The organism is Streptomyces caniferus (genome assembly GCF_009811555.1).
GTDB classification, from domain to species: domain Bacteria; phylum Actinomycetota; class Actinomycetes; order Streptomycetales; family Streptomycetaceae; genus Streptomyces; species Streptomyces caniferus.
Genome location: NZ_BLIN01000002.1, coordinates 761412 through 777937, shown reverse-complemented (window position 1 = coordinate 777937; position 16526 = coordinate 761412). Strand labels below are relative to the sequence as shown.

At 70.7% G+C, this 16526-nt stretch carries 13 protein-coding genes; 7 read left to right on the top strand and 6 right to left on the bottom strand.

The window, feature by feature from the left end; all coding sequences use genetic code 11:
• Nucleotides 1-76 precede the first annotated feature (76 nt).
• The 5 genes from Scani_RS05255 to Scani_RS05235 all read right to left on the bottom strand — a co-directional run bounded on the left by Scani_RS05255 (nt 77) and on the right by Scani_RS05235 (nt 6350).
• On the bottom strand, nt 77-1216 hold the full coding sequence (locus Scani_RS05255) for an ABC transporter ATP-binding protein (protein WP_159470482.1): 1140 nt from the start codon (nt 1214-1216) through the stop codon (nt 77-79).
• 12 nt (nt 1217-1228) lie between these two features.
• Nucleotides 1229-2290 (bottom strand): ABC transporter ATP-binding protein, encoded by a 1062-nt coding sequence (locus Scani_RS05250; RefSeq protein WP_159470480.1) that lies wholly within the window; start codon nt 2288-2290, stop codon nt 1229-1231.
• A gap of 11 nt (nt 2291-2301) precedes the next feature.
• Nucleotides 2302-3273 (bottom strand): ABC transporter permease, encoded by a 972-nt coding sequence (locus Scani_RS05245; protein ID WP_159470478.1) that lies wholly within the window; start codon nt 3271-3273, stop codon nt 2302-2304.
• 140 nt (nt 3274-3413) lie between these two features.
• Nucleotides 3414-5213: an ABC transporter substrate-binding protein gene (locus tag Scani_RS05240; protein WP_159470476.1), complete on the bottom strand. Its 1800-nt coding sequence runs from the start codon at nt 5211-5213 to the stop codon at nt 3414-3416.
• 102 nt (nt 5214-5315) lie between these two features.
• Entirely contained in the window at nt 5316-6350 is a 1035-nt protein-coding gene (locus tag Scani_RS05235; RefSeq protein ID WP_159470475.1) for an ABC transporter permease, read from the bottom strand.
• A gap of 485 nt (nt 6351-6835) precedes the next feature.
• Here Scani_RS05235 and Scani_RS05230 point away from each other — a divergent pair, with 485 nt between their 5' ends.
• On the top strand, nt 6836-7960 hold the full coding sequence (locus Scani_RS05230; protein ID WP_159470473.1) for a hypothetical protein: 1125 nt from the start codon (nt 6836-6838) through the stop codon (nt 7958-7960).
• A 33-nt stretch (nt 7961-7993) separates the two neighbouring features.
• Here Scani_RS05230 and Scani_RS05225 read toward each other — a convergent pair whose 3' ends face one another.
• Nucleotides 7994-10183, bottom strand: coding sequence for a S9 family peptidase (locus tag Scani_RS05225; protein WP_159470471.1), 2190 nt, complete (start codon nt 10181-10183; stop codon nt 7994-7996).
• Nucleotides 10184-10414: 231 nt separating this feature from the next.
• On the opposite strand from Scani_RS05225, the gene Scani_RS05220 reads away from it, so the two are divergent.
• The 6 genes from Scani_RS05220 (at nt 10415) to Scani_RS05195 (ending at nt 16520) form a co-directional block, all read left to right on the top strand.
• Nucleotides 10415-10609, top strand: a complete 195-nt coding sequence (locus Scani_RS05220) for a hypothetical protein (protein ID WP_086718640.1) — start codon at nt 10415-10417, stop codon at nt 10607-10609.
• A 110-nt stretch (nt 10610-10719) separates the two neighbouring features.
• Nucleotides 10720-11706: an N-acetyl-1-D-myo-inositol-2-amino-2-deoxy-alpha-D-glucopyranoside deacetylase gene (gene mshB / locus Scani_RS05215; protein WP_159470469.1), complete on the top strand. Its 987-nt coding sequence runs from the start codon at nt 10720-10722 to the stop codon at nt 11704-11706.
• A complete protein-coding gene (locus Scani_RS05210; protein WP_159470467.1) occupies nt 11703-12254 on the top strand; it encodes a DUF6113 family protein in 552 nt (183 codons plus the stop codon). Before mshB ends, Scani_RS05210 begins: the two co-directional genes overlap by 4 nt.
• Before the next feature lie 215 nt (nt 12255-12469).
• A complete protein-coding gene (locus tag Scani_RS05205) occupies nt 12470-14653 on the top strand; it encodes a hypothetical protein (protein ID WP_174872616.1) in 2184 nt (727 codons plus the stop codon).
• A 161-nt stretch (nt 14654-14814) separates the two neighbouring features.
• A complete protein-coding gene (locus tag Scani_RS05200) occupies nt 14815-15786 on the top strand; it encodes an ABC transporter ATP-binding protein (protein ID WP_159470463.1) in 972 nt (323 codons plus the stop codon).
• Nucleotides 15783-16520, top strand: a complete 738-nt coding sequence (locus Scani_RS05195) for an ABC transporter permease (RefSeq protein ID WP_159470461.1) — start codon at nt 15783-15785, stop codon at nt 16518-16520. The genes Scani_RS05200 and Scani_RS05195 overlap by 4 nt, the downstream gene beginning before the upstream one ends.
• Nucleotides 16521-16526: the final 6 nt, after the last annotated feature.

Here is a 16526-nt window from a genome sequence, read left to right as displayed (position 1 = left end):
CGGGCTCCGGCGTCGTACGGCGTTCCGGTCCCAGGGGGTGTCTCTCCGGTCTCCGTGGGCCACGGAGAGCCGGCCCCTAGTCGGTCTTACCGGCCCCGTCGGCCGGCTCGGCGTCCTCCATCGCGGCCAGCGCCGGGTCGAGGATGATGTCCTCGTCGCGGGCCGCGGTCGTGGGCTCCTCGGGGAAGTGGCAGGCCGTCAGGTGGCCGCCGGCGTTGCCGCCGATCTGGACCAGCGGCGGCTCCTCGGTCGCGCACTTGTCCTGCGCCTTCCAGCACCGCGTACGGAACCGGCAGCCGGAGGGCGGGTTGACGGGGGAGGGCACGTCACCGGCGAGGCGGATGCGCTCGCGGTCCTCCTCCTCGCTCTCCACCAGCTTGGCCTCGGGCACCGCCGAGAGCAGCGCGTGGGTGTACGGGTGGCGCGGCCGGTTGTAGATGTCGTCGCGGGGGCCGACCTCGACGATCTTGCCGAGGTACATCACCGCGACCCGCTCGCTGAAGTGCCGCACGATCGCCAGGTCGTGGGCGATGAACAGGAACGCGATGCCCAGCTCGCGCTGGAGCTTCTGGAGCAGGTTGACGACCTGCGCCTGGATGGAGACGTCGAGCGCGGAGACCGGCTCGTCGGCGACGATCAGCTTCGGCTCCAGGGCGAGCGCGCGGGCCACGCCGATGCGCTGCCGCTGGCCGCCGGAGAACTCGTGCGGGAAGCGGTTGTAGTGCTCCGGGTTGAGACCCACGGTCTCCAGGAGCTCACGGATCCGCTTCTCCCGGCCACCGGGCGGGTTGATCCCGTTGATCTCCATCGGGCCGCCGATGATGGTGCCGACCGTCTGCCGCGGGTTCAGCGACGCGTACGGGTCCTGGAAGATCATCTGGATCTCGGAGCGGACCGGCGCCAGTTCCTTGCGGCCGGCGTGCGTGATGTCCCGACCCGCGTACGTGATCTTGCCGGAGGTCGGCTCCATCAGCCGGGTGAGCAGCCGCCCGGTGGTGGACTTGCCGCAGCCCGACTCGCCGACCAGGCCGAAGCTCTCGCCGGCGTGCACGGTCAGGTCGACACCGTCGACCGCCTGGACCGCGCCGACCTTCCGCTTGAACGGGAAGCCGCCGTAGATCGGGAAGTGCTTGGTGAGTCCCTCGGCGGTGAGCAGCGGCTCGCCCGGGGCGGGCGCGGCGCCGCGGGGCGCCGGGAGGGTGACGTTGTCTGTCATGGTGATGGCTCCCTAGCCCAGCCGGGGCTTGATCTGCTCGGTGAAGAGGGTCTGCTTCTGCTCGGCGCTCAGATGGCACGCGGCGGCGCGCCCCAGCTCCAGGGTGGGCCGCTCGGTGGTGCAGCGCGCCCCGCCGACCTCCTGGACGAAGCCGCAGCGCGGGTGGAAGGCGCAACCGGACGGCGGGTTGAGCAGGCTGGGCGGGGTACCGGGGATCGGGTGCAGCGCCTCGCTGACGTCCGAGGAGAGCCGCGGCATGGAGCTCAGCAGGCCCCAGGTGTACGGGTGCCGGGGCTGGGTGAGGATCTCCTTGACGGTGCCGCGCTCCACGGCCCGGCCGCCGTACATCACCAGCACGTCGTCCGCGGTGTTGGCGACCACGCCGAGGTCATGGGTGATCAGGATGATCGCGGAGCCGAACTCCTGCTGGAGGTCCTTGAGGAGGTCGAGGATCTGCGCCTGGACGGTGACGTCCAGGGCGGTGGTCGGCTCGTCGGCGATCAGGAGCTGGGGGTTGCAGACCAGCGCCATGGCGATCATGGCGCGCTGGCGCATACCGCCGGAGAACTGGTGCGGGTAGTCGTCGACCCGCAGCGTGGGCTGCGGGATACCGACCTTGGTCAGCATCTCGATGGCGCGCTGCCGGCCCTCGCGCTTGCTCGCGCCGGTGTGCTTCATGAACGGCTCGGCGATCTGCCGGCCGACCGTGTAGTACGGCGACAGGGCGGTCAGCGCGTCCTGGAAGATCATGGCCATCTTGTTGCCGCGGAGCTTCTCCAAGGTCTTTTCCTTGGCTCCGGTCAGCTCCTGGCCTTCCAGGTGGATCTCGCCGCCGATCTCGGTGGCCTTCGGGTTGTGCAGCCCCAGGATCGCGAGGTTGGTCACCGACTTGCCGGAGCCCGACTCGCCCACGATGCCGAGGGTCTGCCCGCGTTCCAGATCGAAGGAGAGACCGTCGACCGCCTTGACGATGCCGTCCTCGGTGGAGAACCGCACATGCAGGTCACGAACGGACAGGAAGGGGTCGGACCCGGACGGCACCGCGGTGCCTTCGGTCTTGGTGAGTGTGGTCACTTCAGGCTCTCCTAGGACAGGCGCACGCGCGGGTCGATGAAGGCGTACGTCGCATCCACGATGATGTTGAACACCAGGATCAGGGCGGCGCTGAAGATCAGCACGCCCATGACCATGGGCAGATCGAGGGTGAGGACGGAGTCGATCGCCAGGCGGCCGATGCCCGCCAGCTGGAAGGTGAACTCGGTGATCATCGCGCCGCCGAACAGCGAGCTGAGGTCCATGCCGAGGATGGTCACGATGGGGATCAGCGAACCGCGCCAGGCGTAGCGCAGGAAGACGTACGAGCTGGACATGCCCTTGGCCTTGGCCGTCCGGACGTGTTCCTCCTGCAGCTGCTCGATCATCGTCGAGCGGGACATACGGGTGTACTGCGCGGTGAAGATCGTCGACATCACGAGCCAGGGGATCAGCAGACCCATGAACCACCCGGCGGGGTTCGAGGTGAAGTCCACGTATTTGGGGGAGTCCATGAGACCGCTGTAGACGAACAGACCGAGCGCGATCGGGCCGAGGATGTAGATCTGCGCCGAGCTCAGCACCATCGAGACCGAGGTGAGCACCTTGTCCAGGGCCGAGCCGCGCTTGTAGGCGGCCAGCAGGCCGGTGCCCAGACCCACGGTCAGGAACACCGCGGCGCCGCCGATGGCCAGCGACGCGGTGGTGGGCAGCCGGTCGAGCAGCGTCGCGAACACGTCCTGCTTGGTGGCGAAGGAGTAGCCGAAGCACGGGGCGCTGCAGTGGCCGATGGAGTAGTCGCGGCCGGCGAAGATGCCGACGAAGAAGTCCCAGAACTGCGTCGGCAGCGGCTTGTCGAGGCCGAGGTTCTGGTGGATCAGCGCGATGTTGTCCGCGGTGCAGTTCTTCCCACAGGACATCGTTGCCGGGTCACCGGCACCGAAGAACACGAAGAAGGTGAAGGCGCTGAGCAGAAAAAGGATCACAACAGCGCCGAACGTCCGGCGAAGTAGGAATTGAAGCATGGCAGTTCGCTGCTCTCAGGACGGCGGCGGCAGTGGACGTGAGGGGTGGGTGGGAAGGCCCCGGAGGGCGCGCGTTCCGCCGTGTGCGCGCCATCCGGAGTGCCTTCGTCAGGTGGTGGCCCGGTGGGCCCCCGCTGCTGCTACTTCTTCAGGTACAGCGTGTTCGGGTCGAGGTAGCTGACGTCCAGGTTGTAGCGGACGCCGCCGACGTTCGAGCCGTACAGCTGGAGCACCTTGGTGTAGAAGGCCGGCGCGGCCGGGTTGACCTTCTCCACGATGTACTGGTGCAGCTTCTGCCACTCCGCGGTCGCCTTCTTGACGTCGGTGATCTGCGAGATCCGGGCGATCTCGGAGTTCACGTGCTTGTCGTTGACGTGCGAGTAGTTGGAGGCGCCGTCCTGGATGGTGGTGCCGTCGTACGAGGGCGGGATGACGGTCGAGGCGTCCGGCCAGTCCTGGCCCCAGCCGGTCATGTAGATGTCGAAGCCGTTGTCGACCTTGCCCATCTGCTCGTACCAGGAGGCCGCGTCGACCTCCTTCTTCTGCACGTTGAAGCCGGCCTTGGTCAGCGCGTCCTCGATGGCGACGGCTTCCTTCTGGCGCGACTCGGTGTTGGAGTAGGCGTAGACGAGCTTCATGCCCGTCTTGCCGGCCTCCTTGAGGAGCTTCTTGGCCTTCTCCGGCTCACCGTTGGGGTGCGAGATCTTGCCGTAGGGGTCGTAGCCCTTCTTGTAGCCCGCCACGGTCGGGGCGAGCAGACCGCCCGCGATCTCACCGCCGTAGCTGCCGCCGTTGAGCCGGACGAGCTGCTGGTCCGGCAGCGCGTAGGTGATCGCGTCGCGGATCTTCTTGTCCTTGAGGCGGTCCATGTTGAAGTTCATCTGCCAGACGTAGGGCTGGTAGCCCTGCACCATGCGCTTGCTCGCGCTCGCGTTGTCCAGCACGTTCTTCGTCAGCGTGGGGTCGACCGAGTTGGTGAAGCTGACCGCGTTCTTGGCCTCACCCTGGTCGGCCATCAGGCGCTTGGTGGAGTCCGACGCCTGGTGGTTGAAGGTGATGTTGAAGCCGTCCGGGTACTGGTGGTGGACCGGGTCCGTCTTCGCGTCCCAGTTCTTGTTGCGCACCAGCTGCATGGACTTGCCGGACTTGAACGCCGCGATCTTGTACGGGCCCGAGCTCACCGGCTTGACGTCGTAGGCGTCCTTGGTGTCCTTGGCGCTGTCCGGCACCGCGCTGTAGCCGGGCATCGTCAGTGCGTACGGCAGCTGCGGCTGCGGCGTCTTGAAGTGGAAGATGACGGTCTTCCCGTCCGGCGTGTCCAGCACGCTCTTGGGCAGGTGGTCGCCCTTGTACGGACCGTCCGGCAGCGCCTTGCGGTACGTGGTGCCGGCGCCCGACAGCCAGGTCTGCACGTAGGTGGGACCGTCGGTGATGAACTTGGCGTACAGCCGCTCGATGCTGTGGCGGATGTCCTTCGAGGTGATCGGCGTACCGTCCTCGAACTTGATGCCGTCCTTGAGCGTGTACTTCCAGGTCTTGCCGCCGTCGGACATCTGGCCGGCGTCGGTGGCGAGGTCGCCCACGACCTTGGCGTTGCCCTTGTCGTCCTGCTTGAAGCTGGTCAGGCCGCGGAAGATCAGCTGGGACAGGGCCTTCATGTCGCTGACGTACATCTGGCCCGGGTCCAGGTGGTTGTAGCTGTCACGCTGGTAGACGCGGAGGGTGCCGCCGGAGCGCGCCCCCTTGACGGCGACTGCCGGGCCGGTGGAGTCGGAGGCCGTGCCCATCGGGATCGCCTTGGCCTGGGAGGCGGCGTCCTTGTCGGTCTGCGACTTGCTCTCGTTGGAGCCGCTGCCGCCGCTGCAGCCGGTGAGCGCGAGCGATCCGGCCGCGAGGGCCACGATCGCCGCGCGTGCTCTGCGCGTAGAAAGTGCGTTCATGGGTTTCCAAGCACCTGCCTGTCAGTTGGTATCGAGATGTGCTGTCTGACGCATCCCGGGCAGGCCCGGCAGGGGTGACAGCAAGCCCCCTCAAGTGGACGATCAGCGCCCGGACTTGGGATCGAAGGCGTCGCGTACCGAGTCTCCGAGCAGGTTGAAGCAGAGCACGAAGACCACCATGGCCACGGCGGGGATGAGCAGGAACGCGGGGTCGTTCTCGTAGAAGCGCGCGCCTGCCTGGAACAGCGCACCCCAGTCGGGGGTCGGCTCGACGATGCCGACGCCCAGGAAGGACAGGCCCGCCTCCGCGGTCACGAAGAGGGGGAGCATGTAGGTGCCCTGCACCAGCACCGGAGTGACGACGTTCGGCAGCAGCTCCTTGCGGATGATCCGCCAGGGCGAGGCGCCGGTGATCTTCGCGGCCTCGACGAACTCCCGCTCCCGCAGGGAGAGCACCTGCCCTCGGAGCAGGCGGGCCAGCCCCATCCAGCCCAGGGACCACTGCACGATGATCAGCGCACAGACCCGCACATAGGTCGGGGTCTCGTCGCCCGGCGGCACGAAGAGCGCCACCACGACCGGCATGAAGGCCACGAAGGTCAGCTGGCTCGGGAAGGCCAGCAGGAAGTCGATCACCCGGCTGAGGAAGTAGTCGGTCTTGCCGCCCATGTAGCCGGCGGTGATGCCGATGATGATGCCGGTGATCACGGTCAGGAGGGTCACCGCGACCGAGATGCCGAGCGACATCCGCATGCCGTAGATCAGCCGCATGAACACATCGCGGCCCAGCTGCGGCTCGATGCCGAACCAGTGCTCGGGGGAGATCCCGCCGTTGGTGCCCGCGGGGTATCCGAACTCATCGAGGAGGTTGGGATCGTTGCTGCCGTAGAGCGTGTACGGGTCCTTGCCGTACACGGCGCTGATCACCGGGGCCAGTGCCGCGATGACGAAGAAGGCGAGCACGATGATCGCGCAGAGCATGCCGGTGCGGTCACGTTTGAAACGCGTCCACATCAATTGGCCGGGGGAACGGCCGACGAGCTCACCGCCCTTGCCCGTCTTTCCCTTCTTCAGACCTTCGGGGCCAAGTCCTGGGGTATCGGACTTGGTTGCCGCGGTCTGGGATGGACTAGTCATCGCGAAGTGCCCCCGCGCCGAGTTCTCTTGGAACGTGAAGCGGCACCGATTGCACCGCTGGATGAGCGGACTTTCGCAAGTGATTTATGGCGGAGTCAATAGGATCGGGGGTGCTCGTGGACAGGTCGTCTACTTCTTGAGCGAAGATTACGCAAGTTGACGCCATGACGTGCTTGACACAAGAGCGGGATATACGGCATGGGGGACATATCGGTACAAACGTCTTTAACATGAAGGCAACTTCACTGTCGCAACACCGATATACGGACGCGCCATGCTGAACAACGTACGGCCGTGCGGGTGCCGTAGGCCGGCCGGAGCGCCAGGAGGCGTTCCGGCCGGTTGTCGTTGTGCGGACATTTCGTCCGCGGCTCCCCGCCGGTCTGTTGTCCCCGCGCCGGGTCTGGAGTAGACCTGCGGTAGGCGCCTCGTACACGGGGGTGCCAGGGACCACCCAGTACATCGACACGGACGGGGGGCTGGCCGTGTCCACAGTTCGGGACGGCGTTCTCACCCGCGGCGCACGCGGCTTCGGCGCGCTCGTCTGCTTGCTGCTCGCACTGCTCACCGCGGGCTGGATCATCCGGGACCTGACGATCGCCCAGCACGCCGCGGACGTGTGGTGGACCTGGCTGGGCGAGACGCGCCGGCCGCGGGAGTTCACCGCCTGGGCCACCTCGGCGCTCGACCCGCTGCTGGTGCTCGGTGCGCTCGTCGTCGCGGTCGCGGCGGTGCGCGGTGCCGTCCCCTCGTCCGTGGCCGCGGGCGCGCTCCTCTCCTTGGCGGCCGCCACCGCACTCCTGCGGGCCCCGCTGGTGTGGATGCTGGGCGCGGGCTGGCTCCAGGGGCTGGACAGCGGGCTCACGGCGCGGGCCCGGCTGACCGCCATCGCCCAGCTCGCCCTGGCGGTCGCGCTGGTCGTGGTGGTCGCGGCGGGCCGGCGGCCGGGCAACCGGGCGGGCCGGCACACGGGGCGCGCCGCGCGCGGGCTGCCGGCGGTCGCGTCCTCGGCGTACGGAGTGGTCCACGCGGTGCCGTACGGACCGGAGCCCGAGCGGCCCGGCAGGCCGTACAAGGGAGCGGCCGTCACGGCCGGTGTCCTCCTGGGCGCCGCCGGACTCGCCGTGGCCGGGTGGGAGATCCACTGGCAGCAGCAGCTCGACGGGGACGTCTACCGCAAGGGCCTGCTCGGGGACGCGTCCGTCTTCCGTGCCCTGCTGCAGCCCCCGGTGCACTGGCAGGCGGCCGCGCTCGCGCTGCTGGCCCTGGTGGCCGCGGCCGCCGTGCTGCGCCGCGCGCCCTGGGGCCGGCCCGCGGCGATGACGGCCGCGGCCCTGCTGCTCGTGCACGCGGCCGTGGCGCTGGTCTTCGCCGTGCGCACCGGGGAGTTCGGTCACCTCGGCGCGCTGCCCCTCCGGGCCCAGCTGGAGGCGGGCAGCGCCGCGTTCGTGGCGGTCGCCGGACTGGCCGCCCTGGGCGCGGCGGCGCGGCCCGGCGTACCGGACGAAGTCGTGGACGCGGACGGGGTGCTGGCGTACGGCTCCGCCCCGGGCGAGGCGCGGCCGCCGCACGCCCCGCCCCCGCCGTCCAGGCTCCCGCCCGGATGGTGAGACGCCCCCCGGTCCCCGCGGCGCGCTACCGCCTCAGGGCGTCATCCCCAGCGACCGCTTGAGGAAGTCGACTTGGAGCAACAGGAGATTTTCGGCCACCTGTTCCTGCGAGGCCATGTGCGTCACCCCGGACAGCGGCAGCACCTCGTGCCGGCGGCCGGCGGCCAGCAGCGCCGAGGAGAGCCGCAGTGAGTGGGCGACCACCACGTTGTCGTCCGCGAGGCCGTGGACGACCAGCATCGGGCGGTGCGGCTCCACCGCCCCGGACAGCCCCTCGTCCGTGATCAGCGAGTTCGCCGCGTAGACGGCCGGTTCCTCGTCCGGGTGGCCGAGGTAGCGCTCCTGGTAATGGGTGTCGTACAGGCGCAGGTCGGTCACCGGAGCCCCGACCACCGCCGCGTGGAAGACATCGGGGCGGCGCAGCGCCGCGAGTCCCGCGAGGTAGCCGCCGAAGGACCAGCCGCGGATCGCCACCCGCTCCATGTCCAGGGGAAAGGATCCGGCCAGCGCCTGGAGGGCGTGGACCTGGTCGTCCAGGGCGACGTCCGCCAGGTCGCGGAACATCGCCTTCTCCCACGCGGGGGAGCGGCCCGGGGTGCCCCGGCCGTCCGCGACGATCACCGCGAACCCCTGGTCGGCGAACCACTGTGAGGTCAGATGGGCGTGGTGCGCGGCGACCACCCGCTGGCCGTGCGGACCGCCGTACGGGTCCATCAGCACCGGCAGCGGACCGTCGTCCTCCGTGTATCCGGAGGGCAGCAGCACCGCGCACGGAATCTCGCGTTCCCCGGCCTGCACGAGACGGGGGCGGGCGGTCAGCACCGGTTCCTCGGCGCAGGAGCCGATGGTGGCGAGGGTCTTCTCCCCGCCGTCGGGATCCAGCCGCACCACCTCCACCTGGGTGCCGGGCCGCTCCAGCGACGTCTGCGACAGCACCGTCACCGTGCCGCCGCGCACCGCGGAGGACACCGTCGGGTACGGACGCCCGCCCACCCGCTCCCAGCCGCCCTGGTCACCGCTGCCGCGGAACCAGGCGCGGTAGACGCCGATGTCGTGCATCTCGGTGCCGCTCGCGGAGAAGAGGACATCGTCCTCGCCGATGTCCAGAACGGCGCGGACGTGCAGCGGGGCGCCGGTCAGCGGGCGGTCGCCGACGAACAGTTTGCGCGCGCCGCCCTCGTCCGAGATCCGCACCAGCCGGCCGTCCGGCGTCCAGGCCGGCGCCCCGGGGAAGGGCTCGACCCACGCGTCGTCCTCCTCCTCGTGCACCGTCCTGGTCGTACCGGTCGCGGTGTCGACGGTCAGGTAGCGCTGGTCGCGCTGGTCGCGGGCCTGGACGAGCAGCAGCGGCGGCCCGGCCGCGGACCAGTGGACGCGCGCGAGGTAGGGGTAGCGCTCGGTGTCCCAGGTGATGTCCGTGCGCGCGCCGTCCAGGCCGAACAGCGTCAGCGTGACGTCGGCGTTGCGGGTGCCCGCTGCCGGGTACGCGACCCGGACCGGCTCGCGCTCCGGATGGGCCGGGTCGGAGATCCACCAGCGCTGCACCGGTGCCTCGTCGACCCGCGCCGCCAGCACCGCGTCGCTGTCCGGGGACCACCAAAAGCCCCGGTAGCGGCCCATCTCCTCGGCCGCGATGAACTCCGCGAGGCCCCATGTCACCTCGGGCCCGTCGGGCTCCGCCAGCACCCGGTCCGCCGGCCCGGCGCCCCCGGGGCCGCCCTCGTCCCCGTCCGATGTCGTGGCGCCGTCCACCGTGACCACCCGCAGCCGGCCCTCGGACACAAAGGCGACGTGCCGCCCGTCCGGGGACGGGCGGGGGTCCACGACCGGCCCCCGGACCGGGAGTTCACGGGTGGTGCCGGCCCGTAGTTCGGAGACGAACAGCCGCCCGGAGAGCGTGAACGCCGCCAACTCCACGGCGGCGTCCGTCGCATAGCCGACGATGCCCGCCGAGCTCTCCCGGCTGCGCTCGCGGCGGGCCCGCTCCTGCGGCGGGAGGTCCTCCTCCGCTCCGGCCAGCAGGGCCTGCGGATCGGCGGCCGTGAACTCCCGTCCCGCGTCCAGATCGAGCACCCACAACTGCTGGCTGCGATCGGTGCCCGAGCGGGAACGGAGGAAGACGACGCGCGCGCCGTCGGGTGAGAGCGCGTAGCCGCGCGGGGCGCCCAGGGTGAAGCGCTGCGTACGGGCGTACTGCCGCGGGAACGAAGGCTGTCCGGTCATGGGCCGAGCCTAAAGGGGGACGGGCTCACCGCGGTCGCGCTCGTGAAGATCGTGTGCGCCCCCGCTCTGCTTCCGTGCTCCGACTTATGCGCTAGGACGGAAAGTTATGATCCCTTGGGTGCTGTGGGTTCGGGGTAAAGAGCCCTTGGCATACCCGGTGCGCGGACTCGCGGAAGCGATCCGGGCACCATCAACTCTGTTCGGACCATGAGTACTTGGAGGTGAACCGCCGTGGCACTCTCGATTTCGGCGGTGGTGCTGCTGGCGATCATCGTCTTCTTGCTTGTCAAGAAGTCCGGACTGAAGACCCCGCATGCCCTGGTGTGCATGCTGCTGGGCTTCTATCTGGCCAGCTCGTCCATCGCCCCGACGATCAAGCAGCTGACGACGAACGTCGCCGGCATGCTCGGGAACATCAAGTTCTGACCCGTCCCCGGCCGGTCCCGTCCGCCGTGCGCCCGCCCTCCGGCGGGCCGCATGCCCGGCGGCCGGGATCGCCTGCGGAAGGCGGACCGGGCGGCTCGTAGGCTGTCCGTATGAGCGATCAGCCCGGCCGTTCCCGGCCAGCCCCCGCCGAGGGGACCGCCGCGCGCCCGGCCTTCTCCCGTCGGCTGCTGCTGGTGCACGCGCACCCCGACGACGAGTCGATCAACAACGGCGTGACCATGGCCAAGTACGCGGCCGAGGGCGCGCTGGTCACCCTCGTGACCTGCACCCGCGGCGAGGAGGGCGAGGTCATCCCGCCCGAGCTCGCCTCCCTCGCGCCGGACCGCGACGACACCCTCGGCGAGTACCGCGTCGGCGAGCTGGCCGCCGCGATGGAGGCCCTGGGCGTCACGGACCACCGTTTCCTCGGCGGGCCGGGCCGCTACCGGGACTCCGGGATGATGGGCGCCCCGCAGAACGACCGTCCGGACGCCTTCTGGCAGGCCCCGCTCGACGAGGCGGCCGGCCATCTGGTCGCCGTGATCCGCGAGGTCGGGCCGCAGGTCCTGGTCACCTACGACCCGAACGGCGGATACGGCCACCCCGACCACATCCAGGCCCACCGGGTGGCCATGCGCGCCGCCGAGCTGGCCGCGCAGGCGGATTTCCGTCCCGAGCTGGGCGCTGCGCACGCGATCGGGAAGATCTACTGGAACTGCAACCCCCGCTCCGAGGTCGAGGAGGGCTTCGCGCGGCTGCGGGCGGCCGGTCACCACTTCCCCGGGATCGCCTCCGCCGACGATGTGCCGGGCGTGGTGCCGGACTCCGAGGTCACGGCGTCCCTCACCGGCGAGCCCGCGCACACGGCCGCGAAGACCGCGGCGATGCGGGCGCACTACACCCAGATCGCGGTCGACGGACCGTTCTTCGCGCTCTCCAACGACTTGGGTCAGCCACTGTTCGGCACGGAGCACTATCGGCTGGTGCACGGGGTCCCCGGCGCCGCGGGCGGTGCGCGCGAGGACGATCTTTTCGCGGGTTTGGGCGGAATGGTGGGTATGGAGGAGAGTGCCCGGATCGAGGAGGCGGCGGAATGAGTACGGCGAAGGGCGGCGGGAACGCCGCCGAGGGAAGCGGCCGAGCGGCCTCCGGCGGTAAGGGCGGTGCGTCCTCGGGCAAGGGGCAGCGGTCGCGGGCGGGCTCGGGCGGGACGCCCCGTGACCGGTCCGGCGCTCCCGTGGTGCCGACGGCCGGTGCCGCGCTGACCGCACCGCTGACACCGGGCCGGGTGGGCATATATGTGCTTCTTCTCCTCACGGGCGTGCTGGTCGCGTGCGCGGGAACGCTGGTGCAAGCGGCCTGGTTCCCCGGCGGGTTGGTGCTGGCGCTGGCCGGTGTCGGCGGCCTGTTCTACGGGGGCGTCCGGGCGACCGGCACCTCGGCGGGCGTGCTGGTGCCCGGCGCGGCCTGGCTGGTGACGGTGTTCGCGCTGCTCAGCAACGTCCGGCCGGAAGGTGACTTTCTTTTCGGCGCCGGGGTCGGTTCGTACATCTTCCTGCTGGGCGGCATCCTGGTCGCTGTGATCTGCGCCACCACCGCCCAGATGCGCGCTACGGGCCTCCGGTACGGCCGAGTTGGCGGATGACGTGGTCCATACCGGGACGGATGCCGCGCTGGCCGGGGTGAACCGACCGGGCCCCGGGGGTTCGCCCGTGGCGGCGGTGTTCGTACGCTCCCCGGGTGGCCGCCCGCGGCGGACAGTATGGTGGTGCGCGCCGTCGCGCCGCCCTGGGGGCACCCCCCGGCCTGTGGCCGGGGATCATCTCTGACGAGCGGCGGAGCCAACCGGGAGAACCTGCTTTGAGTCGTGAATCTGACAGTTCGTCCTCCGGCCCTCAGGGCCGTGGCGGAGCCGCGTACCCATCAGGGACGCCGCCGTACGGCTCGCCCAGGGGAGATGCCGACGAGGCGCCGGCGCCCGGTGCCGCGGCGCAGCCGGAGGAGCCCAAAACCGAGACCACACTGACGACGCGGATCAAGATCAACATTCCGGGGTCGCGCCCCATCCCGCCGGTCGTCGTGCGCAAGCCCGTCGGTGAGGAGTCCGGCATGAACGGATCGGCTGGTTCCGGCGGTTCCGCCGGTTCCCGCGGTACGCCCCGCCCTGCCCGCGGCAGCGAGCGGAAGGCGGAGCGTACGGCGAACACCCCGCGGCCCGACGCCCCGGCGGACGAGGCCCCCGCGGGCGGCCAGACCGAGAAGACCAGCGACTGGTTCGCACCGCGCAAGCCGCAGGCCGGACCCGGCGGGCAGTCCTCCACCGGGTCCCATGCCGTGCCGCCCGCCCCGGGCGGTGCCACCCCGCCGCGCGGCCCGTCCGGCGGACAGCAGCCGCAGCGTCCCGACCTGCCGTACTTCTCCGACAACCCGGCCCCTCAGGACGGCGCGTCGCCCTTCGACGCCGGTGCCCGGCAGAGCGGCGGACCCCGGCAGGGCGGCGGTTCGCCGTTCGACAGCGGTCCGCGCGGCGGCGCCTCGCCGTACGACGAGGGTCAGCGCGGCGCCGGTTCGCCGTTCGACGGGGCGGCACCCGGCGGTTCGCCGTTCGACACCCCGGCCGGGCCCACCCGTGACCACACCCCGTTCGACGCCCCGGCGGGCGGCCCGAACGGCCCGACGACCGGGCCCGCGCGCGGCAACTCCGCGCTCAACCTCCCGCCCGGGTTCAGCGACCCCGGCACCGGCGGCACGCCCCAGATCAGCGACGACACCGCGGAGCTCACTCCGCAGCCGCCGGCGCCGCTCGCCGGCCCCGGCAGCGGCCTCGGTGCCGCCGGCGGTGTGACGGGCGGCCTGCCCGGCGGTCCGAAGGGCAAGGCGCCCGGCGGTCCGAAGGGCAAGGGCGGCGCGAAGGGCACCCAGGGCGGCGGCCGTGACCGGGTGTCCGGTGACACGCTGGTCAGCGGCATCCCGAAGATCCCCGGAGCCGACGGTCCTTCGGCACCGTCGCCGTTCGCGGCGGCTCCGGGCGAGGACGGCGACCGTCCCGCCGCGAAGCCGCGGCCGAAGATCCCCGAGCCGATCAACCCGCCCAAGAAGGGCCGCAACAAGCTCGTCCTCGCGGGCGTGGCCGTCGTGGTCCTGGCCGGTGTCGCCTACGGTGCCGGTCTGCTGCTCGACCACGCCGACGTGCCCAACGGCACCACCGCGCTGGGCGTGGACATCGGCGGCACCACCAAGGAAGAGGCGGTCAAGAAGCTGGAGGCGGCGCTCAAGGGCCGCCGCGCCACGCCGCTCAAGCTCACCGTCGACGGCAGGGACGCGACCCTCGAGCCCGACCGGGCCGGCCTGGACATCGACCCGCAGGCGACGGTCCGCAAGGCGGCCGGCCGGGACTACAACCCGGTCTCCGTCATCGGCTCGCTGTTCGGGGGGACGCGTCCGGCCGAGCCCGAGGTGGTCGTCGACGACGAGAAGCTGCAGATCGCGCTGGAGAACGCGGCGGGGCCCGCAGGCGCCGCCAAGGACGGCGGGATCACCTTCGAGAACGGCAAGGCGGTGCCGCACTACGGCGTGCCGCACAAGGCGATCGATGTGCAGGCGTCCAAGAAGAAGGTCACCGACGCCTACCGCACCCGCGCCACGACCGGCACCGACGCACCCGTGGTGCTGGCCGCGAGCACCCAGCAGCCGCAGGTCGGCAAGGCCGCGGTGAACAAGGCGATGAAGCAGTTCGCCGAGCCCGCGATGTCCGGTCTGGTGACGGTCCGTACGGATGCGACGCACACGGTCTCCTTCAGCCCGCAGAAGTCCATCCCGAAGTTCCTGTCGTTCAAGATCGTGGACGGCGGTCTGGTGCCGTACTACGACCGGCCGGCCCTCAAGCAGCTCTACGGCGACACCTTCAACGGCGTCATGGTGACCAAGGGCGACGGCTCCAAGCACCCGGTCAGCGTCGAGGAGGTGGCGAGCGCGGTCGGCAGGGCGCTGCTCGGCACCACCCCGTCCCAGCGGGTCCAGACCATCGCCACGAACGGCAACTGACCGCCGCGCGTCGTCACACCGCAGGTGAGAGGCCCCCGCAGGGCGTCTTCCGGGAGTACCCCGAGAAGACCCCTAGGGGGCCTCACCCATGACAGATGTCATGGCACAGTGCATACGGCCGACACTGCCGCGTGCGCTGCGGATCCCGGAAGCTGAGGGGCATGACGACCACAGCGACCAGCACAGCCACCCCCGCGCCGGGCGCGGACCGTGCGCCCGTGGTCAGCTTCCGGCAGGTCAGCAAGAGTTACGGCGCAGTGCGCGCGGTGGCCGACCTCGATCTGGAGCTGTACCCGGGCGAAACCGTCGCCCTTCTCGGCCCGAACGGCGCGGGCAAGTCCTCGACCCTCGACCTGCTGCTCGGGCTGCGCAGCGCCGACTCCGGCAGCGTGACCCTGTTCGGTACGACCCCGCAGGGCGCCATCGAGCAGGGCAGGGTCGGCGCGATGCTGCAGAGCGGCGGCCTGATGGAGGGCGTGAAGGTCAAGGAGCTGGTCAAGCTCGCCCGCGATCTGCATCCGCGCGGCTATCCCCTCGACCAGATCATGGCGACCGCCGGCATCACCGACATCGCCGACCGCATGGTCGACAAGCTCTCCGGCGGCCAGGAGCAGCGGGTGCGCTTCGCCCTCGCCACGGCCGGCGCGGGCGACCTGATCGTGCTGGACGAGCCGACCACCGGTATGGACGTCTCCGCCCGGCAGGCCTTCTGGGGCGCGATGCGCCGCCAGGCCCAGGAGGGCCGTACGGTCCTGTTCGCCACGCACTACCTCGAAGAGGCCGACGAGATCGCCGACCGGGTGATCGTGCTGCACCGCGGCCGGGTGCTGGCCGACGGCACCGCCGCCGAGATCAAGGCCAGGGCCGGTGCCCGCCGGGTCGCCTTCGAGCTGGACGGGCCGATCGACCGCGAGGCGCTCCACGCCCTGCCGTCCCTGACCGCGCTGGAGATCTCCGGACGCACGGTCCGCCTCCAGTCCCACGACGCCGACGCCACGGTCCACGCCCTCTACGGCCTCGGCCTCTACCCGCACCACCTCGAAGTCTCCGGCCTCGGCCTGGAACAGGCCTTCATCGCCCTGACCACCGCTTCCGACGCGACCTCCGCCACCGCCGAGGAGGCGGCCCGATGACCACTCTGATCAAGCTGGAGATCATCCGCGCACTGCGGAACAAGAAGTTCATGTTCTTCTCGGTGATCTACCCACCGGCGCTGTACCTCCTCATCGCCGGCGGCGCGGACAGCAAGCCGATCCCCGGTATGCAGCTGAACATGGGGCTCTACTTCATGGTGTCCATGGCCGCATTCGGCGCCATGACGGCCGTGCTGCTGGGCAACAGCGAGCGCATTGCCAAGGAGCGGGAGAAGGGCTGGGTGCGGCAGCTGCGGCTGACGGCCCTGCCCGGCCGCGGCTATGTCGCCGCCAAGATGGCCGCGGCCGCGACCGTCAGCCTGCCGTCGATCCTGCTCGTCATGATCGTGGCCGCAGCGGTCAAGGGCGTCCGGCTGGAGGCCTGGCAGTGGTTCGCCATCGCCGCCGGCACCTGGCTCGGCAGCTTCGTCTTCGCCGCCCTGGGCGTCGCCATCGGCTATCTGGCCACCGGTGACGCGGTCCGTCCGATCTCCATGCTGGTCTACTTCGGCCTGGCGTTCCTCGGCGGCCTGTGGATGCCGCTGACGATCCTGCCGCAGTGGGTGCAGAACATCGCCGAGTGGCTGCCCACCCACGCGTACACCGCGCTGGGCACCGCCGTCGAGGCCGGTCAGGCACCCCATCTGAAGGACATGGCCATACTGGCCGGGTACCTGCTGGTCTTCGCCGGTGGCGCGGCCTGGCTCTACCGCAAGGACACCCGGAAGGCGTGAGGCACG